This window comes from Pseudomonas bijieensis (assembly GCF_013347965.1).
GTDB classification, from domain to species: Bacteria; Pseudomonadota; Gammaproteobacteria; order Pseudomonadales; family Pseudomonadaceae; genus Aquipseudomonas; species Aquipseudomonas bijieensis.
Window position 1 is genome coordinate 6,123,438 of the sequence record NZ_CP048810.1, and the last position, 26,026, is coordinate 6,149,463.

Below are 26,026 nucleotides of genomic sequence, written 5' to 3' on the forward strand. Positions count from 1 at the left end.
AAAACATAGGGTTAGATTTAATTTAAAAAGAGGATGAAAAAAACAGCAGATTTGATTTTTTTGGACAGGTTCCTCCGACGCTGTTTTTACGTGGAAAAATGATCTAACGCCTTGGTTGATTTTGGATGGTTGTACGACCACTGTTGAGGCCACGCAACCCGACCTTATCCAAAAACAAATCCAAAGGTGCGCACATCATGAAGCTATTTCGATTCCTCGCTGATCCTCCCGGCACCTCCCTCGACAGATCCTGTTGCAGAGCGTTTTCGAACATCTGACATCGGCTGTCCACGCCTCTCATTCCAGTAGCGATTGTTTTGCCCCGGCATCGAGGGCAATGGCTTCGGCTGCTCGTAGACATTTCGACTCTTCTAACAATAACGAGGTTTTTCATGTCGAATTCCCACACCTCCCAGGCCACCGCCGCGCCGGTGATTGCCGGCGCCCGGGACGCCATAGTGCCGCAGCGGCTGCCATCGCGTCGGCGTTGGTTCATGCTGTCGTTGCTGCTGATCGCAACGATCATCAACTACATCGACCGGGTAAACATCTCGATTGCCGCACCATTCCTCGCCAAGGACCTGGGCCTGGACAAGATCGAAATGGGCCTGATTTTTTCTGCATTTGCCTGGACCTACGCCATTGCGCTGGTGCCCGCCGGGTTCATCGCCGATCGCTTTGGTTCTCGCTTCACCTACGGGGTGTCGCTGATCAGTTGGTCCACCGTTACCGTGTGCCAAGGCTTGGCCACGGGGTTCGCTTCGCTGTTCGGCCTGCGCCTGGCGGTCGGCGCGATGGAAGCGCCGGCGTTCCCGGCCAACAGCCGTGCGGTCACGGTGTGGTTCCCGGCGCGTGAGCGGGGCCTGGCCAGCAGCATTTACGTCTGCGGCCAGTACCTGGGCACGGCGCTGTTTACCGGCGCGCTGCTTTGGTTGGCGACCACCTACGACTGGCGACATGTGTTCTATAGCACCGGCGCACTCGGCATCGTTTTCGGTGTGGCCTGGCTGTTCCTGTATCGCGACCCGTTGAACTGCAAGAAAGTCAGCCAGGAAGAACTCAAGTACATCGAAGCCGGGGGCGGGCTGGTCAAGAGCAGTCAAGAGCGCACGCGGTTCAACTGGCGGCAGATCGCCGAGCTGTTCAGCTATCGGCAGGTCTGGGCGATTTGCATCGGTAAGTTCGCCAGCACGTCGGCGCTGTACTTCTTTCTCACCTGGTTCCCCACGTACCTGATCGAAGAGCGTCAACTGACCATGATCAAGGCCGGGATCTTCGCCGTGCTGCCGTTCGTGGGCGCGACGGTGGGCATCCTGCTCGCCGGGATCGTCTCCGACCTGCTGATCCGTCGCGGCTATTCGCTGTCTTTTGCCCGCAAGTTGCCGCTGGTGGTCGGCTCGATGCTGGGTATGTCCATCGTGCTGGTGAATTTCACCGATTCCAACGTGATCTGCATCGCCGTGCTGACAATTGCCTTCTTTGCCCAGGGCATCGCTTCGTCCTCGTGGGCGGCGGTGTCGGAAGTGGCGCCCAAGGAACTGATCGGACTGACCGGCGGGATCACCAGCCTGGCGGCCAACATCGGCGGCATCGTCACCCCCATCGTGATTGGCGCAATCGTCCACAAGACCGGTTCATTTGCCTTGGCCTTCTGGTTCATCGGCGGTGTGGCGCTGGTCGGCACCTTGTCCTATTCGTTGCTGCTCGGCCGCTTGTATCGCATTGAGCTCAAGGCGCGCTGAACCCGGAAAAAACCGTTTTTCTCCAACACGAGGCGGCATTCCTCCAACTTCGCCACGGATTGCCGCCGTACGCTGACGCTTCCAACAGGACTTTTATCAGGATGAACATGCTCGAGTATGTCTTTACCCCGGACCTGCCAGTGACCTTGCCGGTTGTCGGCACCCAACAGCGTTTTCCCGTCGGCCGGGTCTTTTGCGTCGGTCGCAACTACCCTTGGCCTGATACCCAGGGTGAGTCCCGGGTGCCACCGGTGTTTTTCATGAAACCTGCCAGCAGCGTGGTGGAGGCGGTCGGCGAAGTGGCGTTTCCATCGGTGACCGAGGAGTTTGTCCACGAAATCGAACTGGTCGTGGCCATCGGCGAGGGCGGCGCTCATATCCCGGAAAGCCAGGCGCTGGCCTATGTCTGGGGTTATGCCGCCGGCCTGGATCTGACCCGGCGTGACGTCCAGCGCATGGCCAAGCGCAACGGTTTGCCGTGGGAGGGCGCCAAGGTGTTCGACGGCGCCGCGCCAATGACCGCCATCGTGCCGGTCTCGCGGGCGGGGCACCCCGAAGGCGAGTTGTGGCTGAACGTGAACGGCGAAGAGCGCCAGCGCGACAGCCTCGATAGTCAGATCTGGTCGGTCAGTGAAGTCATCGCCCGCATCTCCCAGTCGGTGGCGCTGCGGGCCGGCGACCTGATCATGACCGGCAGCCCGGCCGGCGTCGATGTGCTACAGCCGGGCGATGTCATCAGCGCCGGCATCGACGGCATCGGTCAACTGGAAATGCGCGTTGGTCCGCGACCTTGAGTCCGCGTTTGTCTTACTGATTTCGAGAGGGGAGAACCCACATGTCCAACACATTGAAAGTGGCCTTGGTGACCGGTGCCGGCAGCGGGATTGGCCGTGCGGTGGCCCTGGGCCTGATGGAAGACGGCTACACGCTGGTATTGGCCGGCCGCCGTCCAGAACCGTTGCAAGCATTGGCCGAATTGGCGGCCAGCCAGGGCCGCGAAGCCTTGGCGGTGCCCACCGATGTGCGTGATCCGGCCAGTGTCGATGGGTTGTTTGCAACCATCGCCGAGGTCTACGGACGCCTCGACGTGGTGTTCAACAACGCCGGGGTCAACGCGCCTGCCGTGCCGCTGGATGAGCTGACGTTCGAGCAGTGGCGAAACGTGATCGACACCAACCTCAACGGTGTCTTCCTCTGCGCCCGTGGCGCCTTCGGCCTGATGCGCCGACAACAGCCCCAGGGTGGACGGATCATCAACAACGGTTCGATTTCGGCCCACACTCCGCGGCCATTCAGCAGTGCCTACACCGCCAGTAAACACGCAGTGCTGGGGCTGACCAAATCCCTGGCCCTGGACGGGCGTGAATACAACATTGCCTGCAGCCAGATCGACATCGGCAACGCCCTCACCGAAATGTCGGTGCGCATGACCAAAGGCGTACGCCAGGCCAACGGCACCATCGCTGTGGAGCCGATGGTGGACGTCAAGCACGTGGCCGACGCGGTGCGCTACATCGCCGGCCTGCCGTTGTCGGCCAACGTTTTGAACATGACAGTCATGGCCACGGCCATGCCGTTTGCCGGTCGCGGTTGAGCCGGTTTTTTATTCGCTGCACGAGGTTTTTATGAAGCCAGAAGTCCTACAGCTCAGCCCGATCCTGATCCCTGAAATCAACGCCCGGCTCAGCGAGCTGTTCACGATACGACGCTATTTCGAACAGGCCGACAAACAAGCCTATCTACAAGAGCACGGTGCCAATATTCGTGGCGTGATCACTGGCGGGCACACCGGCATCAGCCAGGCGCTCATGGCACAACTGCCCAAGCTGGAAGTGGTGGCGGTCAACGGCGTCGGTACCGATGCCGTTGACCTGGCCTATGCCAGGGATCGCGGAATCCGCGTGACCGCCACCATTGGCGCGCTGACCGAAGACGTTGCCGACCTGGCCATCGGCTTATTGATTGCCGTGTGCCGCGGCCTCTGCACCAGTGATCGCTACGTGCGCTCCGGCCAATGGCCCCAGAGCCCGACGCCATTGGCCCCACTGCCATTGGCCCGCCAAGTATCCGGCATGCGCATCGGCATCGTCGGCATGGGCCGGGTCGGTCGCGCCGTGGCAACCCGCGCTGCCGCGTTCGGTTGTCCGATCAGCTACACCGACCTGCAGCCCATGAGCGACGTGAACCACACCTACGTCGCCGACCTCAAGCAACTGGCCCGCGACAGCGACGCCCTGATCCTCGCCGCGGCTGCCGACAAGGCTGAAGCCATCATCGATGCCGAGGTGCTGCGCGCCTTGGGCAAGGGTGGGTACCTGATCAACGTGGCTCGGGGCAAACTGGTCAACGAGGCTGATCTGGTGGCGGCGCTGACTTCTGGTGACATTGCCGGCGCGGCGCTGGATGTGTTTGTCGATGAGCCGCATGTGCCCGAGGCATTGTTCGGCAGTGAGCAGGTGGTGCTGCAACCGCACCGCGCGAGTGCGACGTTGCAGACCCGCACGCGGATGGGGGAGATGGTGGTGGCGAGTCTGGTGGATAGTTTTGCCGGGAAGGTGCCGTTGGGGTGTGTGACGGGTTGAACGGGTGCCTCTTCAGGGAAGCTTGAAGGGGCGATGCATCGCGTCAGTCATATCCGGGTGGGAGCCGCGTCGCGACCTGGCTCCAACACCTGACAATCTCCTTGGCAATGCTGCCGCGGCCTTTCCTGGGCTCAATCCCATCGCTTGCACTGAGGTGCTCCAGCAGCCACTCATCCGTCCATCCCGCCCATTCACCCGCAACGGACCTGAGGTTGGCTTCGAGCACCGGGAATACTTCATTCCACAGGATGCTGTGGATTTCCTTTGGCGAATAATCGGTTTCAACGACCACGCGAGCGATGTAATCGTAGGTCAACTCGTCGATCTCGGTATCCAGGAAGAGCGATGAAAGGGCTTGCCAGATTTTCAGGCGGGTCGGGTCGACAGGGTTCATGTTTTTGTCTCGGGATGTGTAGGTGATAACCCGTATGGCCCAATGCTGCAGGCCCAATCGCCTGCTTGCCACAGTATGAGTCCAGTTGCCGCCAATAAACCGTAGTTGTGAAAAAACACAACCAGAGTACCATCGGCTCAAAGACAAGGACGCCCATGGATATACTCACGCCATCACGTTTTGACGACGCTGCGATTTTGTACCCAAACGACAAGGCCGGGCTTGATCGTTGCCTGCGCATTTTGAAGATGGCTCGCCCCAAGGCGTTCGCGGACCTGCAAAAGCTTTTCGGTACGCACGGTGTCGACTTGTTCAAGCCCAGAGCCGTAATGAATTGGGTGGTGATCGACGTAGGTGGCAATAACCTCAGGGTGATAGGCGGAGTCAACTACGCCCGGCAGAAGTTCTACGTCAAACACATCTACACGCATGCCGATTACGACGTTGCCAATGTCTGGTATGCAAGAAACAAAGGGGTAAGACGATGAGCGCAGCCCGGAACGACTTTCAAACCGTGATCGCAACGCTTGGCGAGCTACACGCCGTACTGGATCGCCTGCGCGGTGAGTTTGTGCATGGCATCAAGACCCCTGCCGACTATGAGCGTGCGACCGATTTGCTCGATGAGCTCACCGACGGGCGCGAACTGAGCAAGACCGAGGAGAGAGTTCTCGTTGAACTCGAGGATGAAATCCTGGCCTACCAGCGCGACTCCGACCAGTTTCGCGAATCGAATGCTGCTTTTGAGGCGACCTGCACGCCTGTGCAATTGATCAAGGATCTGATGGAGACGCACGGGCTCACGGGTTCAGACCTCCCTGAAATCGGCGATAAGACGGCAGTGTCCAAGGTCCTCAATGGCGATCGGCCTATCAGCCACAAGATGGCGTACGCGCTGGCAGAGCGGTTTGCGATGGAGCCGAGTGCTTTCTTGACCGCAGGCCCGGCAGAGGCGGCTCATATCGAAACTGTTCGTCTTCCCTTCAGGAAAACCTCAACGTATGACCGTTTTCGCAGTGACTCCATGGTTGCACATTCAGTGGAAGAGGCCGGCGCCGGTGAATACAAAGTGATGGCTTCGAAGGCCCGCAGAAAGACAGTCAAAGAGCCAGACAAGGAGTAGGGCAATCGTCTGCTGATCAAGGGGCAGGGTCGCTTGTCGATCCACGGGAATTGAGGATGATCCGCACCCCCATGATCACTCCCACAAGCACAGCCGCAAGACCTGACATCTCCAGAAGTGTCGGCAGCCGACCATGAAACCACAAGCCAAGTAGCGTCGCGAACAGCGACTCCAGGGCGATCAATTGTCCGGAAAGCACCATGGGCAAACGCCGGGACGCGGCGTTCCAGGCCCAGGCCCCGACAACGGATGACATCAGCGCAATCACGAAACCCCAGAGATATAAATCCCCCGCAACGGAGACACCAAAACCCAGGCTCGGCAGTTTGAGCAGGTCGAGCGTTTGTACCGCCGGTAACAAGCACAAGGTACCGATTCCGGCGCCAGCCATCATCAGGCCCGTCCATGCGCCTGCCGCGTGGGGTGGCAGCGTTAGCAGGGCGCGCTGGTTCAACCAACTGAAGGCGAGCCACAGGAGCACGGCACCGATTGAAAACAACAAGCCCATCAGCCACGAGCCATCGCTTGCAACGGGTTGATGGATGGCGCCGAGATTCGATAGCAGCAAACCAACCGTCAAGAAAACCAGTGGGATCGCCAGCTTTCGCCATTGGAGGGTCTTGGTCGTGGCGTTGCCCAGCAGTGCCAGCAAGACCGGCACCATTCCAATGAAGGCTGGGGTCAGCACCGGCCCGCCGAAGATGATGCCGGCGGCGATGCAGGCGCTATAGCCAAGGTAGCCGATCACGCCCAGGCCGGCGGCCAGAAGCACTTGATCGCGGCGCAGGAGCCGAAGTTGGGCGCGATAGAGCAGCACGACACCCAGCCCCAGCGTGCCGGCGATCAGGAACCGGACGATCATCAAGTCATAGATCGTGTAGGCGCCGGTGACGTAGGGCGCAATGAAGTTCAACGCCCAGCTCAGCGTCGCGACGACTGCGAGGGCCAATCCGGCGATGAGGTTTGAGTGGGGCTTCACTGTCACGCGGATTCCCCGTCAAACCACCAATGAACGTCGACTTTAAAGGGGGTACCTCGGAGTTTTTTGTCGCTGAGGGTAAGTTGTCGCAAGGTGATGTCCTTATGCGGTTCAATGGGGCTGAGCGCATCCAGTGTAGGCCGCGAAGTGACATGATTGGATGTGCAACCTGGTTTTTCCGACATCCGTTCTGCAGGTCGACGAGTAATTTCGATAGGGAAGTTCCCCTGGACGTAAAACGTTAGAAAAGGAATTCATCTTGGAAGCCATCCCCACGTTCCAAACCCACCGCCTCATCCTCACCCCACTTGAACTGACGGATGCGCCGGCGATTCAACGGTTATTTCCACACTGGGAAGTGGTCCGTTACCTGGATAGCCGCGTGCCCTGGCCTTACCCGGATGACGGTGCGTTGACGTACGTGCGCGACCATGCGCTCCGCGCGATTGCAGCCGGACGCGAGTGGCATTGGATGATCCGTCTTGCCGAAAATCCGGCACAGAGCATCGGCAGCATCAGCCTGTACGACCAGCCCGGCAACAACCGGGGTTTCTGGCTGGCGCCGCAATGGCAGGGGAAAGGCTACATGAGCGAAGCGTGCGAGACGATCAACGCCTATTGGTTTGAAACGCTGGAGCGTCCCGTCATGCAGGTCCCCAAGGCGGTGGGCAATGATGCTTCGCGCAGGATTTCGGAGCGCGAAGGCATGCGCATGATCGGGACGCAGCAGGGGGACTTTGTCTGTGGGACATTGCTCAAGGAAGTTTGGGAAATGACGCGTGAGGGATGGCTTAAAGCGAAAGCTTTATCGAACACCTGATTCCCACGTCGCCCAGAGCATCCCCTCGAGGTGGTTACTGACCCGCCAAGGGACGCCACGCGGTGGTCTGCAGATAAGGCCACTGTTTGAGCAGTAGACCGCGCGTTGTTTCTACGTCCTGCAAGGTTTCAGTGCAATTGACCATCGCGGTAAAACTGCGAGTGGTCAGCATGAAACTCTCCGATCCCATCGCCTGGCACTGCTCGCTGGCGCCGATGGGTTGGCAGAACATCGGTTGCATTTTCACGTCGTAGCCTTGGGCCCGGGTGAATGCCTGGAACTCTGGCATGGCCAGGCGAGCCGGTGTGCCGGTCAGTGCCGGGCCTTGCCAGACGGGGGTGATGAGGCCTCTTGATGGATAGTCGCTCAGTCCCTGGACTTGCCTGGCCACCGAGGGGGCCAAGCCCGATGAGTCGCCTATTTCCACCAGCACGTCGATGGGGGCCCGGTAACGCCATACCTTCAGCGGCGCTGTGAAACCAGGTCGAATACGGCTGGCGACAGCGGTCAGTTCGGCCGGGCTATTGACCGAGGTCCCGGCAATTTGCAAAACGATATCGCCGGCCAACATGCCTGCTTTTTCAGCGCCGCTTCCTGGCACTGGCCCCAAGACCAAGACGCCGCTAACCGCGGCTAAGCCGAATTGCCGAGCCACCGTTGGTGTCACAGGGGTGATGTGCAGGCCCAATACACCCGACTGATTAGACATCGGTACGGGCATTGCCGCTGACGTCACGGGCGTTGGCGCCACCGCAACAGCACTGGGCGCAGGGACGCTGCCAGCGGAACAGTCGCGTTGTGTGGCGACCTGTTGGATCACCAGGTTGACGGGGTCGGCCGCCATGTTGGGATGTTGTTCCCAACCCCGTTTGGTAGCCAGGAACGTTTCACAATCCATGGCGTAGTAGGTCGCCGGGTCTCTGACCTTGCGCAGGTATTCCGCTGTTTCGGCTCGCTCGGCGGCGCTGTACATGGGGTTGACGCAAGACGCCAGGAGAGGGAGGAGCACCAGCATTCCGGCAAGGCATTTTGTCGACATGGGCTTCTCTGAGGTCGTGACGTTTAGGCAGGTCCAGGCAAGGTACTATTTGGCCATCATCCTGTCCAACCTCAACCAGGCACTGTGCTGTCGTGGTGATTGAGACGAGTGACATTCGGGCAAACGTGCATTCGATATACAACTTAAAGGCACTTTGCCATGATGCGGCACGATCCATTCGAATCAAGCACCGAGAAGCGAAATGTTTGCTACCGCCTTCAAATCAAGCGCCAGGCTCGCCGTTGTACTGTCTTTCACTGGCCTGACGGGCTGTGCCTCTGATGGTGGGCTCGGTGAGGCCGCAGTGGTCGGTGCGATGCTGCTTCCCATGCCGGGTGGCGTCGACACCAGCGTAATGACCAGTGCCGTAGGCCTGGCGGCCGGCGCCTACGTGGTCTCCTCGGTCGCGACTGCGGACTCTGCCAGCGTCTCTCCCGCGACTTCCACGGTCGCCGTGCCCCAAGGCCTGCCGCCCATTGACCTGCAAAAACTGGTGACCCGGGAAACACCTGACCGGTATCGCTCCAAGTCCTGTGAGTACATCGAAATGTCCCTCAGCGAGGTGCCGATGTACCAGGCAAGCGCTGAGCCGATCATGAAGCAGGTCGCCACGGCTCGAAAAGAAGCGGCCAGCCAGGTATGGCTTGAGAAGGGTTGCCAGCTTGCCAATTCACCTCGCGGTAAGATCGGCGCCAGCATCGATACCATCGATCCGAAGCGGGCCATGGCTTTGGCGCAGCCACCTGCCGGTGTTGTTGTGTTGGCGACCGTTCCGGGTAGTGGTGCTCAACAGGCCGGGATAGTGCCTCAGGACGTGATCGTGGCAGTTGATGATCGGCCTATCGCCGATTCAATCGATTTCAGGGTAGCCGTTGCAAAAGCGTCAATTGGCTCGCGGGTGAGTCTGAAAGTATGGCGAAACAACGCGTTTAGCGTCGTTCCGGTTCTGGTGGGGCCTGGCGGCACTCAAGTCTCGATGACCCCAACGGTGATGGCGAACGGTGTAGCGGCTGCGATCCCGGCGAATGCAATGTATTGCACTGCCGTGCTGACCACCCAGCATACGTACGGCGCTGCCGTCAGCCCGGTCAAATTGATCGCCGGAGTGACGAGCGACATGCAACCCTCACTCAAAAGCTATATCGCCAAAGTGAAGCAGGAACAGCCCGGCGTTTGGGGGGATTTCAAACTCAACAGTGCCGTTTGTGCCCCCGGCGCTGTTGTTTGCATGGCCGAGGCCAAGGGACCGACCGGCAAGACACAGAACGCTTTCGAGTTCTGCCATGCGACACAAGCCAAGGCAGATGCTGAACTGGCCCAGATGCGCCAGGGGGATCCGAAAGCGGTGCTTGTTGATTGGCCTTGAGCTGTAATCGTTCTCTGCGGTTATGATCGGACGGTTTGAAGCGCTGGAGTGCCCGTGATGCCAAGGCACTGGGCAATCATGCTTCGTGCAAAGGGCTTCATCTTCAACAGCGATCAAGGAAGACCACATGCAACCGTCACTCAATCGAATCATGCTGTATGTCCGGGACGTTCAAGCGACCTGTGATTTTTACGAGCGTCATTTCGGCTTCAGTCGTGAAAAAAAAACCGATGACCGCGTCACCGAATTGAGCCCTGCAAACGGTGGCGCGATCCTGATGGTTCACCCGGCGGGGAAGGCCGTTAAAACAGGACAAGTCACCGTGAAGCTGGTCTTTGATCTCCCGGATGTCGAGGGTTTCAAGGCCAAGTGCCTGGCCCAAGGCCTGAAATTTGGCGCTATCCACAAGGCGGACGGTTACTCTTTTGCCAACGCCAAAGACCCCGATGGTAATTCCATTTCTATCTCCAGCAGAGCGTTTGCATGCAACTGAGCTTTCATAAGATGCATGCCAATGGCGATGACTTCGTCATTGTCGATGCGCGAAATTCGGCCAACCCGGTGACAAGTGCCGTGGCCCGGTGCATGGGGGATCGGAACCGAGGTGTAGGCTTCAACCAACTGGCGGTGCTGCTCGATTGCGACGATGCCGATGCTCGTGTGATGTTCTGGAACGCGGATGGCTCTGCATTGGACGTTTGTGGCAGCGCGACGCGGGGGGCTGCGGACCTGCTCATGCGCCAGGCAAATGTTTCTTCGGTAGTGCTGCGCACCAACCGTGGCCTGCTCACCTGCGAGCGCGTTTCAAACGGCGACATTTGCGTCGCCATGGGCGTGCCGCTTTTTGGCTGGTCGGACATTCCCTTGGTGCAGGAGTTGGACTCCGCTGTCCTGCCACTGGCCGGCAGTCCCGCCGCATGCAGTATGGGAAATCCTCACTGCACTTACTTTGTGGATGATCTGGCAACCATTGATATCGCGACGGTCGGCCCAGCCATCGAAACCAACGCACTATTCCCACTCAAGACCAACGTTCATTTCGTCCAGATCATCGATCGCACGCATATTCGGTTGCGTATATGGGAGCGCGGGGCGGGTATTGCACTGGGTTCAGGCTCTTGCTCGTGTGGGGCGGTTGTTAACGGGATTCGTCGTGGTTTGTTGGACAGCACCGTTGAAGTTGAATGTGATGGCGGAAGTGTGACGGTGCAGTGGGATGGCGTGGGGACGGTTTTTCTTGTCGGGCCGGTGGAGGCGAGTTTTTCGGGGACGATGAGTCAAGGCTGAGTCGATATGTTTTTCAACCCTGACGCAGGGATTGCAGAACGTTATGCATCATTAAATCAAAAGGAAGTTTTACTCATGTCGGAGCAACGCATTCGCGCCCTCGCTCTCTGTATCTTTCATCATCACGGAAAAATACTGGTCAACCAGTTTTACGATGCGATCAAAAAACAGACGTTTTTTCGTCCCGTAGGTGGTGGCATTGAATTCGGTGAAAGGAGCCACGATGCCATCGTCCGAGAAGTGCAGGAAGAACTGGGCACCTCGATCAGCGACCTTCGACTGATTGGCACTTTGGAAAGCATCTTTACCTACGCTGGCAAGCCGGGGCACGAGATCGTCCAAGTCTACGATGCAAGGTTTGACGACGCCGAACTCTACGCAAAGCCGTGGCTGGAAGGCTTTGAAAGCGACGGTGCATCATTCAGGGCAACGTGGTGCTCCAGTGACAGTTTCACGGCTATATCGCCGCTGGTGCCTGAGGGGCTTTACGATTTGCTCAAGTCGGCTTCGCTCCTGGAGTGAGGACGACACGTCGGACCTGAAGCCTCCTGGGCTTGCAGAGTCTGCCCAGAAAATGCCTGAAAACCCAAGCCGAGCCCAACGCGACTGATTTACAATACCGCTCCTTCGACAGAGGCCGGCATTTCGTGGATGCGTTTTCCCTTGTCTACCAACACCTGAATGCGTGGGTCATCGCGCCCGTCACCCAGCAGTTCCTCGGCATTTTCAACCTGAACGGTCGGTTCGGAGTCCTGTTTCTCTGCGCCTCCTACGGTGTCGCCTATGGCCTGTTTCGTTTCAGAAAACACCGCCGCCTGACCGATGCTCGTTCGTTCTGGCAATTCATCGGTGGCAGCCAGGTGTATCTGCATCGTTCGGCATTGCTGGATTATCGCTACTACTTCGTACGGGCCATTCTCAAGATTGCCTTGGTGTTGCCCATTGTTCATCTGGTGGACCCGTACATTCTGCGCTCTGGAGATTACTCGGCTTTTTTCAGCAACCTCTGGGGCGCTCGTCCGCGTCTGGGGGAGAACCTTTCGCTGGCGTTGTTCTATGGGCTGGGGGTGTTCCTGGTGAAGGATTTCGTCCACTACTGGGCGCACCGGGCGTTTCATTCGCGCTGGCTCTGGGCCTTTCACAAGGTGCATCATTCGGCGCCCGTACTGGTGCCGGCCACGGCGAGTCGTGTGCATTTCGTGGAGAAGATCGTCGAGAAACTCGGTATCACCGCCTGCCTGGGCCTGTTCGCGGGTGGTTTCTGGTATGCCTGTGGGGGGGAGATCAGTCGCTACACGTTGTTCGGTGTGACGTACCTGGTGTTCATTTTCAATAGCCTGGCGGCGAATTTGCGTCACACCCATGTCTGGCTGTCCTTTGGCCCGGTGCTGGAACACGTGCTGAACAGTCCGGCCCAGCACCAGATCCACCACAGCGATGCGCCCCGTCATTTCAACCGCAATTTCGGCGTCAACCTGTCGCTATGGGACTGGATGTTCGGCACGCTCTATGTCACCCGTTCGCAGCCCGAGCACTTGCGTTTCGGCACCGGAGAACAGGATCACCAGCGTTACCTGACGGTGTATAGCCTGATTGTCACGCCTTTCGTCGAAACTGCTCGCAAGTGCCTGCCCACGTTTTCATATCCAGGCCAACACGCCACAATGCACGCCACGCCAGCCATCGGATCAGTGAGTGCTGAGACGAGAGAGGCCGAGCGAAATCCAGCAAGGAACGCCCATGAATTTCTTCAAGAAGCTCCTCGGTTCGTCGAAAAGTCCTGAGCCCCAAGCCCAAGACGCGCCGCAACCCCACGAACAGAGCAACCTGACCGAGGCTGAAGCGACCAACCTGGCCGTCCGGGAAGCCGGCGAAGCTTGCCTGGATCGTCATTGGAATTCTGTCGGCACGGTCGAGCGGGATGTCCTTTCCTACCTGATCAGCCCGAGCTTTTCCGGCGGCCCATACTGGCCTTCGACCCGCCAGGCCTACCGCGTGGTGCGCCGGGGCGACACGATTATCCTCGCCACCGAAGGCCTGTCCGATCCATTCGATGACACTGAAGGAATGGGCAACGGTTTCGAGATGGAATTGTTCGTCGAAACCGCAGATATCCCCGAGCACGCCCGCGGCGCCGTGGGTGAGGTCGATCCTTTCAAGCGCAGTTGGGTATTCGAGCTCCTGGAGCACGTTGCTAAAACAGTGGCCGACGCTGGCGGCATCACCCACCAACTCGACCAGTACGGGGCGCTATCCCTTGAGCTTCCCGGGCTCAGCCAATCGCACCACATGAGCGATCAACTGCCCAAGCTCTTCGTGACCGATGACGACTCTACCGGCGTCCTGCTCGGCGCTCCGGAGCCGGATTTCCCTACCCAACTGGATGACATGCCCTTGTCCCCGGTCAGATTGGTACCGGTGGTCTTGATCACGGCGGCGGAGCTGGAATACGTCCGTTCCGGTGGGCGAGCGGCGCGGGAGGATCTGGTGAGCCGTTTGAAGGCGGCGGGCGTTGGGCACATGAGCAGCTTGCAGCGGGCGAGTGTGGTGTGAGGCTTAGCGGCAATTGATCAGAAGTGAACGATCAAGAGTGTCATTGCTCGCTCTAGTGGTACCCGTCGGATTGGACATTCAAGGACAGTGAAGCGCCCATGGAATTGATTGAGGAAATTGAAAAAGCATGGGGCTGGGTCGGACTCAAACCTGCAGTAGTTATTGGGGATAACGATTTTGGCAACCTCATCATCAAAGATGCAGCGGATAGTTACTGGCGCCTGTGTCCCGAAGATCTTTGCTGTAGCCGTGTTGCCAATGATCGCGCGGAGTTTGACGCACTCGCTCAGAGTCAGGAGTTTTTGCATGATTGGTACATGGAGGCATTGGTCAACCAGGCAAGGGATAGACTCGGCCTGCTTCGTCCTGGGTTCAAGTATTGTCTGAAAATCCCTGCCGTGTTGGGTGGGAAGTACGAGGGGAGCAATCTGGCGATCATCTCACTTCACGAACTGGTGGCAGTTTCAGGTCACCTAGCTGAGGAAATCGACGGTTTACCCGATGGCGCACAAATCCGCCTTAGTGTTACGGAATAGCGTTTCGGGTCGAGCTTCATCGCTGTTTGGGTCATTGGAAAATCCCCTACCTATAGCCCAGTAATGCGCACTTAAGAAAACGATGGACCTGTGGCGAGGGAGCTTGCTCCGCTTGAGTGCGCAGCACTCACAAAGGGCCGCTGCGCAGCCCAGCGGGAGCAAGCTCCCTCGCCACAGGTTGTCGGCGTGCAGGCAGGCCCATGTATTGGTTCATGACAATTCCCTGTGTTGTTGGAAAATTGTGTCAATCGAGTCGCCAAACCCGGTCGCCATCTGGGCGACGCCAAGACTATAGTCGCCACCGTAAAAAAATACGTAAGGGATTGATAGAGAAGGGGATTCCCAATCATATGTAGGATGTTTCCATAGTCGTAAGCATCCGAACTGTACGTCTTACAAATCAGCAGGGCCACCACCTACATCTTCTGCGGGCAAGAACATCATCCCGTGCTGTGCGAATACTGGGGGCGAATGGCAGCGTTCACAGCGTTTAAGGAATGACGAGAGACGTAAAATTGATTGATACCGCGTCCCACCCAATATCCTTCCGAGACATCAGTGATTGATTGCCGTGGACTGATCCTTGAAAACACCCGTGAAGGCGCCACCGACCGTGCCATCGCGCAACTGGAAGCCAGCCTGGGTGCCCGGCTGCAGGACGACTATTGCCAGTTCCTCAAGACCAGCAACGGCACCCACGTGGAATACGATGTGCTGGCCACGCTCGCCAATGGCGATGAGGAGTTGCTCAGTTTTTCGCTGTACGGGCTGGATCCGGACAAAGAGTATGAATCCAACCCCTTCGAACCGGAGCAACTGCGGGCTCAGCCCGGCTTTCTCGCAACGGGGTTACTGCCGTCGGTCGCGACGGCGGCGCGAGTATCTTGCTCTGCGGGAAGGGCGCCAGGATGTGGCTGCGATGGTGGCGGGAGCGGTATCGGGGGTTGTGGAATGCGAGGGTTGTAGCTCGGACGATTTGAAGTCTTGCCGGTGAAAATGAGTCCCTGCTTCATGGATGTATACAGGTTCCTTTGGGTATCGGGCGAGTGTGGTGTGATGCCGGACGGGGATAGGCCAAAGGCTAACCATGGCGAATGGACGCTGCAGTGCTACAGCCCCAAGGTTTTCGTCATGATGATCGTGCGCTCCGATTTGTGAAACTCATCCCGGACTTTTTTAAAGCCAAGCGAAGCATAAAAGCCTTCTGCGGTGATTGAAGAGGGAACCCGTAGCAGGTTCAGACCTGCGTTTGTGGCGATCGATTGAATCCTCTTCATCAGGTGTTTCCCGAGCCCCTTCCCTTGGTGGCTCGGGTCGACAAACACGCTTCGGACCACGTCCTGATCAAGACTCGCTGTTGCAACAATATGATTGTCGACTATTGCTACGAGCATCTGACGTTGAGCCAACAATTGAAGAATTGCCATGGGGGAAAAATTTTGCGCCACTTGATCGATAATTTCGGATGAGTAGTCTTGGACATTGGACTGGCGCAGAGCATTGATGATCGTTTGACTGATGGCCGGGGCATCGGCAGCCATAGCGTTTCGAATCAGGTAATCCATCAAGGTAATTCCTTGCGCATAATGGCTGAGCATAGAAGGATTCGGCCTCACTGACCAAAACGAAAGGCTCAATGGCTGCTGTCGTCCACGATCTCTCTTTCACGAAGGGTAGCTATGGATGACAGCTCTCGTTCCGAAGCGATCATCGAACCTAGCGGTATCTCTTTTGCATTCTTGCTGACCCTTTCAACTCCACCCTCAAGGACGAACCCGTGACCGCATCCCCCGACAAACTCATCTTCCTGCCCGGCGCCTCAGGCAACACCCAGTTCTGGCGTCCGGTTGCTGAGCGCTTGGCCCACCCGGCGCAGCAAGTACACATCGGCTGGCCCGGATTTGGAGACACGCCGCCCGTGGCTGGCGTGATCGGCATGAGTGACCTGGTGGCACGTGTGCTGGCCGAGATCGACCGACCCACAGCGCTGGTGGCGCAATCCATGGGCGGTATCGTCGCTGTGCTCGCAGCGCTTGAACGCCCTGAGCTGATCACCCACCTGGTGCTGACCGTCACCTCGGGCGGGGTGGACATGTCGGCGCTGGGCGCGCAGGACTGGCGCCCGGATTTTGCGGCGGCCAACTCGACGCTGCCGAGTTGGTTTCTCGACGACCGCACCGACCTCACATCCCGCTTGGTCGAGTTGCGCATGCCGGTCTTGCTGCTCTGGGGCGACGCTGATCCGATCAGCCCCGTTCGCGTCGGCCAGTACCTTGCCCAATTATTGCCCCGCGCTCAATTGCACGTTTTCCCCGGCGCCGATCACAACCTGGGCTTTACTCACGCAGATGAGGCTGCGAGGCTGATCGAGAGACATCTGGCCAGCGAGTGAGTGGAACACTTGTTACCGATGTGTCGTACTGATTGTGCGGCGCGGTGTGTTTCAAGACCTCTAGGACCCCAATACCTTTTCGAGACAACAATGACTGACTACCGTGGACTCATCCTCGAAGATACCCGTGAAGGCGCCACCGACGGTGCCATTGCGCAACTGGAAGCCAGTCTTGGTGCCCGACTGCCGGACGACTATCGCGAGTTTCTCAAGACCTGCAACGGCGCCTACTTGGAATACGATGTGCTGGCTACGCTCGCCAATGGCGATGAGGAATTGCTTAGTTTTTCACTGTACGGGCTGGACCCGGACAAAGCGTATGAATCCAACCCCTTTGAACTGGAGCAACTGCGGGCGCAGCCCGGCTTCCCCGAGACGGGATTGTTGCCGATTGGGCGCGATGGCGGTGCGAGTATCTTGCTGCTGGATTTGCGGGAAGGGCGCCAGGACGTGGCGGCGATGGTGGCGGGCTTACCCGCCTGGACTGGTCGCCGTCAGCAGGGTGATGAGTATGTGGTGCTGGCGGATTCTTTCAATGGTTATTTGGACTCGCTGCATCTATCGGAAGAACGGATCGAGGAGCATATCAATCACTTCATCATCAGCCCTGAGAGTATTGAGGCGACGTTGGAGTGGTTGGATAAAGGGAGTCCGGGGTGGCGGGAGCGGTATCGGGAGTTGTGGAATGCGAGGGTTGTGGATCGGAGGATTTGAACTCTTGTCGGTGAATGAGTCCTTGAGTAGTGGATGTATACGGGGTCCTTTGGGTCGACTGTGCCTGTCCTGAAGGGCTGCAATCGACCGATTCTGTTGAAAAATTCGGCTTGCCCAAAACGCTCGAATATTGATGGATGAACACCTCTTTTGCACGCGGCTACGTGAGATCCAACGCCTGAACCTTCTGCGCAAAAAACAGATTTCAATCTCAGTTGCGTACTTTTCTGCCGTGGAATTCGAAGCCGACTTTTTTCAACAGAACCGGCCAATAGCGGTCGGTCGACTGATTGGACCGGGACGGTTACGCTGGCATTTCTCATCTGCACGGAACAGCCTATGACACAGGTATACCAAGGAAGCTGCTTATGCGCTGCCGTGAGTTACGAGCTACTCGTCTCACCAAAAGCAGTGAGTCATTGCCATTGCAGCCAGTGTCGCAAAGGTCACGGGGCAGCATTCGCTTCGTACGGCAGCATTCCGCGCACCGCGCTCCGAATACTTCGTGGTTCCACCAGCATCAAAACCTATGCTTCGTCAGAGACAGTAGTACGCGAGTTCTGCATGGACTGCGGTTCGACGCTGTTCTGGTCACGATCTGAAGGTAAGTTCTCCGACTGGGTCTCGATAGCGTTGGGCACGCTTGATACACCCTTTCTGCCTCAAAAGCAGAAGCATGTTCATGTCGATTCCGCAGTCCTCTGGTTCAAATCATCTAACCTAAGTCCTCAGGTCGATTGACGGCTTTGGATCACTTTCTGCCGGTCTCAGTCAGCCAGTGTGCTGGTTAAGGCCGATGCAAACGATAGATCAAGTCGAATACAAATGGTGGGCAAGCCTGTGCAATACCCAGTTGAGAACAACATGAAAGTTCGAAAAGCCTCACCAGCCGACGCAGAGTCTGTGTCCAAGCTCCTGGGCCAGTTAGGCTACCAAGCCTCGCCAAAGCTAATCCGAGATAAGCTTGAGACTTTAGAACTTAGCGCTTGCGATACCGTGCTGCTGGCACAAGACGGTAAAAATATTATCGGTGTCATAAGCTTGCACGTACTTGAACTGTTTCATCAGCCGGGTAGGCTCGGACGCATTACCTCCCTTGTCATTGATGACGACTTCCGAGGAAAAGGAGTAGGGACAATGTTAGTTTCCGCTGCTGACGCGTTTTTTACAGAGCAACTTTGCGTCCGGGCTGAGGTGACGAGCAGTGACCACCGAATACAGGCTCACATTTTTTATCAGCAACAAGGTTACGCGATCGGCGAGCGCCGGTTTGTCAAACGGTATGATTCTTCCGGGGCATAGTAAGTTTAAATTTGGCGAGCACGTCACCTTGATCAAAATAAAAACTGGTAAGCAGCGTATATTGCCGAACGTTCATCGTGATCGAGCACTGGCGAAGTTGAATATCCCTTCGCCGCTTGAACTCACTCTTCAGTCGAGACGGTCAATGGCGCGTGCAAGATTTGCACGTGCCTGCTGCTCGAATGCGTCGAAGTACGCGGCGGTCGTATAAATGCGCCCGCGTGCCAGAAAGCCTTCAAGGACCTGGCGCCGCTTTTGGCGGTACACAGGCAGCGGCACAAACTGGTACTCGCGGCGAATTTGCTGGTCGTATTCCTCGAATCGCTCGAACGATGCCCCAAGGATCGCCAGATCCGTGTCCACCAACACGGCTTCGTCTGCCGATGCCGGGGCGCCGTCGTGTCGGGTCACCATCACCAGATCATAAAGCCTGCGTCGCGTTTCATCGCCCAGGCCACTGTCCCGTGCCACGGCGTCCAACCATTGCGCACTGCGCAACTCGTTGTCGCTGCGAAGGGGGGCGCAGATCGCATCGTGGAACCACAGCGCGAGGTCGATTTCGGCGCAGGCCTGGCAGGCCGCGTTGATGCATCGGCGCACCCGAAGACATTCCTGCAGATGCTGGAGGTTGTGGTAAGCGCGGTGTGGCTCGCAGTAATGTCGAATGAGTTCTTCGTACGTTTCTCGTGACGCGCATCCGACACCAAGCTCTGCCCAGGCGCGAGCCCAGGCGGCGAAACCCGTGCCATCCGCCACGTCGAGGTCGCCGTGTGTGCTGGCCGGGAATAGACCGCTCCCTTCTGGTGAACCCGTCATCGTTTTTCCTCCCCTTTTGAATTATTGAGCATCACCCGCCGGCGCGTTGTCGGCATCTTCCGGTGGCGCCCCGTAAGGTACGCCAATCTCGACCCGGTCGGCCTTTACCCAACCGGTATAGTCGTCGCCACTCTTGGCGATAAAGTTCACTTCCAACCATGATTCGTCTTCAAGGCTGGAGTAAATGGTGAGGGCGTCGCCGGGGATTACGAAAATCTTCTTATTGGCACAGGCTTCATCTGGCGCTTCGTGGAAATGCAGGCGTCCGGTGCCGATGACCTTGCCTTGTACCGATGGATGGAATTCGGGCACCGTTCCAGAGAGCTTTTCCGCCAGGGCAGAACAGTTAACAGCGGCCTGGCTCAGGCCGCTGAAAAAGCACAGGCACAATAAGCTTGAACGCAGATACATCTTGGCGAATCCGTTTGGGATGGAGGCGTAGGATAGTTAAGTCGGAAACTGTTGGGAAAGAGACCTATCTTTGACGGGGATAGGGTCGTTCACAAACTGCCTTCTTTGTGGGCAGATGGCTGCGCCAAAAACGCTGTGATCAATGATGCAACCTGCTGCTGAATCACCCCCCGAGCACGACCGCCATCGCCATCCCGACAAATGATTCCATCCCCTGGCACGTCCTCTTCAAGCATCTCCTGCGCACCAGGTTTGCACATCGACATGAAGCTGAAATGGCTCGCGTCTTTGATCTCAACGTAACGGCTGGACACCTGGGGTAGGCGTTTGGCCAAGTCGGCAGACTCCAACTCAGCGGGAAGTTCTTTCGACGGTACGCCAGCAGCGATCACCAGGGCAGGGACAGGGAGCGCTGCCAGGCTTTCATCCGTCAGGCCCCGGGAAAGGCCCAGGTCCAATGTCACCACCGCAGTCACACGTTTATCCCGCCAATCGGCGGCCAGTTCGGCTTTTGCTTCAGCGGTGCTGGCGGGATTCATCTGCTGGTAGACGGTGCAACTGGCTAACTGCGAATGGGCTTTGCAGTCCTGGGCGAAGCGCTCTGGGTCGAAGCGCGCGCCGGCGATCTCCAGGGCGGTCCAGCCGCCGAGTGAGTGGCCCACGGCTGCAATTCGGCCATTGGCGACCCGGCCAAATTTTTCCGGTTGAGCCGTGACCGCATCAATGCCCCGACGCAGATCAACCGGCCGCTGCCAAAGCTGTGCCGCTGCTTGCGGGCTGCGGTCATGGGTGGTGCTGCCGGGGTGGTTGATGGCGGCGACGATGTAACCTTTCTGGGCCAAGGAACTGGCGAGCCAAATCTGATTACCCCAGTTACCCCTGTAGCCGTGGGAGAGCACTACCAATGGATGTTCGCCGGCAGTGGGCGGCGCGTTACGCACGGCAGACGCGCCGACAAACACCGCATTATCGCCGATCAGTTGCGGGGTTGCGGAGGTTGCGCTGGGGTACCAGACGACCATCTCCAGTGCGCGGCCATTGTGCGGATCCGGCAGGGTGGAGGATTGGAAGCCGACGGGGTTTTCGTCAGCCAATGCGGTAGTCGTCAGGCAAGCCAGCAACAGGGCGCCGAAAGCTGTTTTCAATGTCGTTTCTTCCTTGATTTGACGAAGGGGGTGTAGATAAACACGGGCATTAAAGCCCAGATTCGAAACGTAGCGCACAACTTTCATCGAGCAAAAATCTAGCTTCTGAAAGCAAAGTCCGCAGGGGCGAATCGATCGCGGGTGTCCATACGAATGTTTCGTAGCGCCGCGGTTTCCAGGTGTGATGCGTATAACGACTCCGAGCAGTAGCTGATCAGAATTGATCGACGGCGTGTGCCGATCACGTTCAGGCTGCCGGCGTGCACCAGATCGACATCGAACACCAGGATGTCACCGGCGCAGCCTGACAACTGTACAGAGCGGGACTCGTCATTGAAGTCCAAGGGTGGTGCTCCCGGCTTCGGGCGATGGCTGCCAGGGACGATCCGTGTCGCGCCGTTCTGGGGGCCGTAATCGTCGAAGAAGACCAGGGCGATAGCGATGTCGCCTGGCCGCTGGGCCGACAAGTCGCGGTGCAATTGTTGGTGGCCGCAACCGACCAGGGGCTCGCGTCCTTCCACTTGGGAGAGGAAGAACCGTTCGCCGATCAACTCGCCTGCCACCGCCAGTAGCTGGGGCAGACGACACACCGCCTGAATCTTCGAATCATCGTCCAGCATTGAATAGCGCCAGTCCATGCCACGGGGCACAGGCCATTGGTCCGACGGTCGCACGCCTGCATCGAACACGTTACGCAAGTCAGCCAGCCATCCGCTCGGGATCGCTTGACGGAGCAGAGCGTAGCCATCTCGGTGGAGTTGTTTGCGGTTAGCCATGGCGGCCTGGACTTCCTTGTGGGGACGTTTGCAAGGCTAGTATTCAAACCAAAGTAGGACCACCGGACATTGCAAATCGAAGGCGACTGGAGACAAAACCGGGAGGTTTGCAGTTATCATCCGGCCACCATCCAAGAAAAGGACTTCACCGATGAAGCGTTTGTTTGCCTGCACTCTCCTGGCATTGGCCGTCGTTGGCTACGCCAAGGCCGACCAGAGCACCTTCGAAGAAACGAACCAGTGCTCGGAAGACATCGACTGCCAAGGGGATTTCATCTGCAAAAACGGCCTATGCGATAGCCCTCAACTCCAGCGAAGCCCTGTTACAAAACCCATCGCCAAGACTCAAGCCGCACCTCCCGCGCCCCCGGGTGTTGCCTATCAACCGTTGCCCGTCAACGCCGAGCGTGCCGGGCCTTTCACGACCCAGACCGAGGCGATGGGGACCGCGCTGAATTATCAATCGCGGGCGGGTGTGATGAACGTCATGGAATCAATTGTTGAGCAGGCCGAGTACACCGGTTATGTGACGATTGAAAAGGCTTATACGTTTGGCCCGAGCAAGTATGTGCTGGTTGTTTCCACGGGAGAGGGGGGGCAACGCGTGCCCGGCGTTGACCTATGTATTCAGTTTCGACACCCAGGCCGAGCGCGTTGATGGGAAGCGTGAAGTGGAGGGGTGTTCTGAACTGGTCGAGGCCATGGCGCAGGGGAATAAGCTTGTGGTCAAGAAAGAGGGGAGTGCGATGGTTGTTTATAACGGGGTTGTTGAGTAGTTCAGGTAGACGATGCACTCGTGGCGAGGGAGCTTGCTCCCGCTTGAGTGCGCAGCGCTCACAAAAGGGGCCGCTGCGCAGCCCAGCGGGAGCAAGCTCCCTCGCCACGGGTTGTCGGTTGGCAGGCTTATAGAGTGGAACCTGCCGGTGCCGCATCCAATCGTCGTGCAATCACATCTATCACGTCGCATCCATCACGCAGGGGGATGCAGCAAAGTTGTGCCAAATCTTGCAAGGTCGCGGGGTCGATGGTCAGTTCATCGCGCATTGCCAAGTTTTCCAGGAACTGGGTGGCGGCACGGATTCGGTAGGCGGCTGAGTCGAGCAGGATGTGTAGCGGGGCGGTGGTATCGACGTAGAGGGGGTTGGTCGTCGGCGTTGCTGGTGAGGCCCATATATCGGTTCATATCAATTCCTTGTGTCATGAATGAACTGCCACACTTTGTCGCCAAACAAAGGGTGACAGCTGTACGCAGGTTGGCGAACCGGAGACACAAGGAGCCGGCAGACCCGAAGGTCTCCCGCGCACAGCTGCCATAAAGCAGTTTCTGTGAGCATGAGCGTGCTTCTGCCACAGCAGAAAGCACCGTTGCACTTGTGTCAATCGAGTCGCCAAACCCGGCCGCCATCTGGGCGACGCCAGACTATAGTCGCCACCGCAAAAAATACGCAAGGGATTGATAGCGAAGGGGATTCCCAATCATATGTAGGACGTTGCCAACGTCGTAAGTATTCAAGCTGCATGTCTTACAACTTTGCAGGTTCCTCACCTACATCAGGCCCATTCCCAACGATATGTAGGATATTTCTGTAACCCAACCTCCCATTTCTGCCCTTAACCCCCCATTTGCCCCCGACACATCCCACAATCCAATCGCGCATTCCCACCCGTCGCGGGATAATACGGCCCTGCCTGGGGTCACAAGCTTTTCCCCCTCGTTGGTATTGGCGTCTCAGAAGGATCGAACGCAATGACAGATTGGCTCCAGAGCTATGGAGAAATGGCCGAACGGATTCGCCGCCATCCGTGGGAAGGCACGCCGCTCGGGCCACCTTCGCAGTGGCCCGATGTGTTGAAGACCACCGTGGCGCTGAGCCTCGCCTCGCATTTTCCCCAGGCCATCGTATGGGGGCCGGACCTGATCACGTTGTACAACGATGCGTTCCTGCCGATCCTCGGCAACAAGCCCGAGGCGCTGGGCCGGCGGTTTGATGAGGTGTGGCGGGAAGTCTGGAGCGATATCGAGCCGATTGCGCGCGCGGCCTTTGAGGGGCAAGCGACTTATATAGAGAACTTCCCCCTGGTCATCGAGCGCGGTGGCGGTCCTGAGCAGGCTTATTTCACTTTCTGCTACAGCCCGATTCGTGATCAGTTCGGCAAGGTCGTGGGCATGTTGGATACGGTCACCGAGACCACCTCGACGGTGTTCATGACCCAGCGCCTGGCCGTGCTCGATGCCATCGGCACCGCCGTGGCGAACGCCACCGACCCGCAGAGCATCATGGCGACCACCACGCGGATTCTGGCGGCGCACTTGAACCTGTCCAATTGTGCCTACGCGGACATGGATGAGGACGAAGACGGTTTTACCATTCGTGGCGATTGGGCCAGGGCGGGCTCGCCCCATATCCTCGGGCATTATCGGCTGGCTGATTTCGGTCGTCTGGCCGTCGCCAAGCTGAGGGCCGGCAAGCCGTTGGTGATCAACGATAACCTCAAGGAACTGGCGCCGGAGGAAGCGGCGACGTTCCAGGCCATTGGCATCGCGGCCACCATCTGCGTGCCGTTGATCAAGGGCGGACGCTTGACCGCGCTAATGGCCATTCACGATAAAACGCCACGGGTCTGGTCATCCAACGACCTGGCGCTGTTGGTGGAGGTCACGGAGCGGTCCTGGGCCCACATTGAGCGCGCCCGTGCCGACGCTGCCGTGCGCGAAGGCCTGGCGGCCCTGGCCGAATTGAACGCGACGCTGGAAGAGCGGGTCGAGGAACGCACCGCACGCTTGAAACAGACCGAAGCGGCACTGCGCCAGTCGCAAAAACTCGAAGCCATCGGCCAGCTCACCGGTGGCGTGGCCCACGACTTCAACAACCTTCTGACCATCATTCGCTCTTCGGTGGACTTCCTGCGCATGCCCAACCTGTCGCAAGAGCGCCGACAGCGCTACATGACCGCGGTGTCCGAAACGGTGGAGCGCGCCTCCAAATTGACCAGCCAGTTGCTTGCATTTGCCCGGCGCCAGCCGTTGAAGCCGCAAGTCATCGATGTGGGCAAGCAAGTGCAGAGCCTGGGGGACATGCTGCAAACCGTGACCGGGGCGCGGATCCAGGTCAGCGTCGAGTTGTGTGATCGGCCCTGTTACATCCGGGCGGACTTGAGCCAGTTCGAGACGGCGCTGATCAACATGGCCCTCAATGCCCGGGATGCGATGAATGGCCAGGGCACGCTGTGGCTTCGGGTCAGTTGCGGCGGTGGCATGCCACCGATCCGTGGTCATGCCGGGGCCGGGCAATCCTTTGCCGCCATTGCTCTGGCGGACACCGGTACTGGCATTGCCCCGCAAGTGCTCGAGCACATCTTCGAGCCCTTCTTCACCACCAAGGAAGTGGGCAAGGGCACGGGGCTGGGCTTGTCCCAGGTGTTCGGCTTTGCCAAGCAGTCCGGTGGCAACGTCGATGTTTGCACCGTGGTGGGGGAAGGGACGGTGTTCACGTTGTACCTTCCAGAGGTCGCCCCCGAAACCCACCACGAGCCTGTCAGGGACGAACCCACGCACGTGGTGCTGGAAAAGGGCAAGCGTCGGGTGCTGATTGTGGAAGACAACCTGGAGGTAGGGCGTTTTGCCAACCAGATCCTCCAGGACCTGGGCTACGAGACCGCCTGGGCGACCAACGCCGAAGAAGCGCTGGAGATGGTCGGTCCGGATGCGATGGCATTCGACGCGATATTTTCTGACGTGGTGATGCCGGGCATCAGCGGTATTGCCCTGGCCAGGGAGCTGCGCCAGCGTCGTCCGGATCTGCCCGTGGTACTCACTTCCGGTTATAGCGAAGAGTTGGCCCACAGTGGGCATGAGGGCTTTGAGTTCCTCGCCAAACCCTATTCGGCCGATCAGGTTTCCCGGGTTTTAAACCGGACGATATTGGGGGCTGAATGAGTGTTTCCGTTTTGAAACAGTGAGTTCCATTCGTCGGCCCAGGGCTTTGTTGAATCAACAGTCTGTTGATGACCGACTAGTCTCACTATCGTGAAGGTCGATATTTTCAGGC

Annotated in this window: 29 protein-coding genes and 1 pseudogene; 21 read left to right on the top strand and 9 right to left on the bottom strand. The window is 58.2% G+C overall.

Annotated elements, in window-relative coordinates; genetic code table 11:
• The first annotated feature begins 392 nt into the window (after positions 1-392).
• The 4 genes from GN234_RS27250 to GN234_RS27265 all read left to right on the top strand — a co-directional run bounded on the left by GN234_RS27250 (position 393) and on the right by GN234_RS27265 (position 4,324).
• Positions 393-1,742: an MFS transporter gene (locus tag GN234_RS27250; protein WP_176689335.1), complete on the top strand. Its 1,350-nt coding sequence runs from the start codon at positions 393-395 to the stop codon at positions 1,740-1,742.
• Between the two features lie 101 nt (positions 1,743-1,843).
• Positions 1,844-2,536: a fumarylacetoacetate hydrolase family protein gene (locus GN234_RS27255; RefSeq protein ID WP_109754297.1), complete on the top strand. Its 693-nt coding sequence runs from the start codon at positions 1,844-1,846 to the stop codon at positions 2,534-2,536.
• A gap of 41 nt (positions 2,537-2,577) precedes the next feature.
• Positions 2,578-3,336 carry an SDR family oxidoreductase gene (locus tag GN234_RS27260; protein ID WP_109754296.1) on the top strand — a complete coding sequence of 253 codons (759 nt, stop codon included), beginning with the start codon at positions 2,578-2,580 and terminating at the stop codon, positions 3,334-3,336.
• A 31-nt stretch (positions 3,337-3,367) separates the two neighbouring features.
• Complete coding sequence (locus GN234_RS27265) at positions 3,368-4,324, top strand: 2-hydroxyacid dehydrogenase (protein WP_116833125.1); 957 nt, start codon at positions 3,368-3,370, stop codon at positions 4,322-4,324.
• A 43-nt stretch (positions 4,325-4,367) separates the two neighbouring features.
• Here the strand turns inward: GN234_RS27265 and GN234_RS27270 are convergent, their stop codons facing one another.
• The gene (locus tag GN234_RS27270; RefSeq protein ID WP_109754294.1) at positions 4,368-4,718 is read right to left on the bottom strand and encodes a DUF7079 family protein; all 351 of its coding nucleotides are present in this window, start codon (positions 4,716-4,718) and stop codon (positions 4,368-4,370) included.
• A 155-nt stretch (positions 4,719-4,873) separates the two neighbouring features.
• Between GN234_RS27270 and GN234_RS27275 the strand changes: the two genes are divergently transcribed.
• Complete coding sequence (locus GN234_RS27275) at positions 4,874-5,206, top strand: type II toxin-antitoxin system HigB family toxin (RefSeq protein WP_109754293.1); 333 nt, start codon at positions 4,874-4,876, stop codon at positions 5,204-5,206.
• Entirely contained in the window at positions 5,203-5,841 is a 639-nt protein-coding gene (locus GN234_RS27280) for a helix-turn-helix domain-containing protein (RefSeq protein ID WP_176689336.1), read from the top strand. The genes GN234_RS27275 and GN234_RS27280 overlap by 4 nt, the downstream gene beginning before the upstream one ends.
• A 16-nt stretch (positions 5,842-5,857) precedes the next feature.
• On the opposite strand, the gene GN234_RS27285 is transcribed toward GN234_RS27280, so the two are convergent.
• On the bottom strand, positions 5,858-6,826 hold the full coding sequence (locus GN234_RS27285) for a DMT family transporter (protein ID WP_109754291.1): 969 nt from the start codon (positions 6,824-6,826) through the stop codon (positions 5,858-5,860).
• A 253-nt stretch (positions 6,827-7,079) separates the two neighbouring features.
• Between GN234_RS27285 and GN234_RS27290 the strand changes: the two genes are divergently transcribed.
• Positions 7,080-7,640, top strand: coding sequence for a GNAT family N-acetyltransferase (locus GN234_RS27290; RefSeq protein ID WP_109754290.1), 561 nt, complete (start codon positions 7,080-7,082; stop codon positions 7,638-7,640).
• A 34-nt stretch (positions 7,641-7,674) separates the two neighbouring features.
• On the opposite strand, the gene GN234_RS27295 is transcribed toward GN234_RS27290, so the two are convergent.
• Positions 7,675-8,649 carry a S1C family serine protease gene (locus GN234_RS27295; RefSeq protein WP_176689337.1) on the bottom strand — a complete coding sequence of 325 codons (975 nt, stop codon included), beginning with the start codon at positions 8,647-8,649 and terminating at the stop codon, positions 7,675-7,677.
• A 232-nt stretch (positions 8,650-8,881) separates the two neighbouring features.
• Here GN234_RS27295 and GN234_RS27300 point away from each other — a divergent pair, with 232 nt between their 5' ends.
• From GN234_RS27300 to GN234_RS27335, 8 genes are all read left to right on the top strand, one after another.
• Positions 8,882-10,045 (top strand): PDZ domain-containing protein, encoded by a 1,164-nt coding sequence (locus GN234_RS27300; RefSeq protein WP_176689338.1) that lies wholly within the window; start codon positions 8,882-8,884, stop codon positions 10,043-10,045.
• Positions 10,046-10,172: 127 nt separating this feature from the next.
• A complete protein-coding gene (locus GN234_RS27305) occupies positions 10,173-10,538 on the top strand; it encodes a VOC family protein (RefSeq protein WP_176689339.1) in 366 nt (121 codons plus the stop codon).
• Complete coding sequence (gene dapF / locus GN234_RS27310; RefSeq protein WP_176689340.1) at positions 10,529-11,332, top strand: diaminopimelate epimerase; 804 nt, start codon at positions 10,529-10,531, stop codon at positions 11,330-11,332. Before GN234_RS27305 ends, dapF begins: the two co-directional genes overlap by 10 nt.
• 75 nt (positions 11,333-11,407) lie before the next feature.
• Positions 11,408-11,854 (top strand): NUDIX hydrolase, encoded by a 447-nt coding sequence (locus GN234_RS27315; protein WP_176689642.1) that lies wholly within the window; start codon positions 11,408-11,410, stop codon positions 11,852-11,854.
• A 125-nt stretch (positions 11,855-11,979) separates the two neighbouring features.
• Entirely contained in the window at positions 11,980-13,116 is a 1,137-nt protein-coding gene (locus GN234_RS27320; RefSeq protein ID WP_176689341.1) for a sterol desaturase family protein, read from the top strand.
• Positions 13,073-13,885 carry a suppressor of fused domain protein gene (locus GN234_RS27325; protein ID WP_176689342.1) on the top strand — a complete coding sequence of 271 codons (813 nt, stop codon included), beginning with the start codon at positions 13,073-13,075 and terminating at the stop codon, positions 13,883-13,885. The genes GN234_RS27320 and GN234_RS27325 overlap by 44 nt, the downstream gene beginning before the upstream one ends.
• A 98-nt stretch (positions 13,886-13,983) precedes the next feature.
• Positions 13,984-14,421 carry a T6SS immunity protein Tdi1 domain-containing protein gene (locus GN234_RS27330; protein WP_176689343.1) on the top strand — a complete coding sequence of 146 codons (438 nt, stop codon included), beginning with the start codon at positions 13,984-13,986 and terminating at the stop codon, positions 14,419-14,421.
• Between the two features lie 558 nt (positions 14,422-14,979).
• A complete protein-coding gene (locus GN234_RS27335; RefSeq protein WP_176689344.1) occupies positions 14,980-15,387 on the top strand; it encodes an SMI1/KNR4 family protein in 408 nt (135 codons plus the stop codon).
• A gap of 143 nt (positions 15,388-15,530) precedes the next feature.
• On the opposite strand, the gene GN234_RS27340 is transcribed toward GN234_RS27335, so the two are convergent.
• Complete coding sequence (locus GN234_RS27340; protein ID WP_176689345.1) at positions 15,531-15,986, bottom strand: GNAT family N-acetyltransferase; 456 nt, start codon at positions 15,984-15,986, stop codon at positions 15,531-15,533.
• A 212-nt stretch (positions 15,987-16,198) separates the two neighbouring features.
• Here GN234_RS27340 and GN234_RS27345 point away from each other — a divergent pair, with 212 nt between their 5' ends.
• The 4 genes from GN234_RS27345 (at position 16,199) to GN234_RS27360 (ending at position 18,829) form a co-directional block, all read left to right on the top strand.
• Positions 16,199-16,813 carry an alpha/beta fold hydrolase gene (locus tag GN234_RS27345; RefSeq protein WP_176689346.1) on the top strand — a complete coding sequence of 205 codons (615 nt, stop codon included), beginning with the start codon at positions 16,199-16,201 and terminating at the stop codon, positions 16,811-16,813.
• Between the two features lie 90 nt (positions 16,814-16,903).
• Complete coding sequence (locus GN234_RS27350; protein WP_176689347.1) at positions 16,904-17,527, top strand: SMI1/KNR4 family protein; 624 nt, start codon at positions 16,904-16,906, stop codon at positions 17,525-17,527.
• A gap of 339 nt (positions 17,528-17,866) precedes the next feature.
• Positions 17,867-18,268 carry a GFA family protein gene (locus tag GN234_RS27355; RefSeq protein ID WP_176689348.1) on the top strand — a complete coding sequence of 134 codons (402 nt, stop codon included), beginning with the start codon at positions 17,867-17,869 and terminating at the stop codon, positions 18,266-18,268.
• Between the two features lie 123 nt (positions 18,269-18,391).
• The gene (locus GN234_RS27360; RefSeq protein ID WP_233459488.1) at positions 18,392-18,829 is read left to right on the top strand and encodes a GNAT family N-acetyltransferase; all 438 of its coding nucleotides are present in this window, start codon (positions 18,392-18,394) and stop codon (positions 18,827-18,829) included.
• A 129-nt stretch (positions 18,830-18,958) separates the two neighbouring features.
• Here the strand turns inward: GN234_RS27360 and GN234_RS27365 are convergent, their stop codons facing one another.
• From GN234_RS27365 to GN234_RS27380, 4 genes are all read right to left on the bottom strand, one after another.
• A complete protein-coding gene (locus GN234_RS27365) occupies positions 18,959-19,645 on the bottom strand; it encodes an HD domain-containing protein (RefSeq protein WP_176689350.1) in 687 nt (228 codons plus the stop codon).
• Between the two features lie 21 nt (positions 19,646-19,666).
• The gene (locus tag GN234_RS27370) at positions 19,667-20,056 is read right to left on the bottom strand and encodes a hypothetical protein (RefSeq protein ID WP_176689351.1); all 390 of its coding nucleotides are present in this window, start codon (positions 20,054-20,056) and stop codon (positions 19,667-19,669) included.
• A gap of 89 nt (positions 20,057-20,145) precedes the next feature.
• Positions 20,146-21,201 carry an alpha/beta hydrolase family protein gene (locus GN234_RS27375; protein WP_176689643.1) on the bottom strand — a complete coding sequence of 352 codons (1,056 nt, stop codon included), beginning with the start codon at positions 21,199-21,201 and terminating at the stop codon, positions 20,146-20,148.
• Positions 21,202-21,299: 98 nt separating this feature from the next.
• Positions 21,300-21,977: a phytanoyl-CoA dioxygenase family protein gene (locus GN234_RS27380; protein WP_176689352.1), complete on the bottom strand. Its 678-nt coding sequence runs from the start codon at positions 21,975-21,977 to the stop codon at positions 21,300-21,302.
• A 151-nt stretch (positions 21,978-22,128) separates the two neighbouring features.
• Between GN234_RS27380 and GN234_RS27385 the strand changes: the two genes are divergently transcribed.
• On the top strand, positions 22,129-22,635 hold the full coding sequence (locus GN234_RS27385) for a hypothetical protein (protein WP_233459489.1): 507 nt from the start codon (positions 22,129-22,131) through the stop codon (positions 22,633-22,635).
• Positions 22,636-22,880: 245 nt separating this feature from the next.
• Here the strand turns inward: GN234_RS27385 and GN234_RS30100 are convergent.
• Positions 22,881-23,160 (bottom strand): annotated as a pseudogene (locus GN234_RS30100) (short-chain dehydrogenase).
• A 564-nt stretch (positions 23,161-23,724) separates the two neighbouring features.
• Between GN234_RS30100 and GN234_RS27390 the strand changes: the two are divergent.
• Positions 23,725-25,914 carry a response regulator gene (locus GN234_RS27390; RefSeq protein ID WP_109756481.1) on the top strand — a complete coding sequence of 730 codons (2,190 nt, stop codon included), beginning with the start codon at positions 23,725-23,727 and terminating at the stop codon, positions 25,912-25,914.
• Positions 25,915-26,026: the final 112 nt, after the last annotated feature.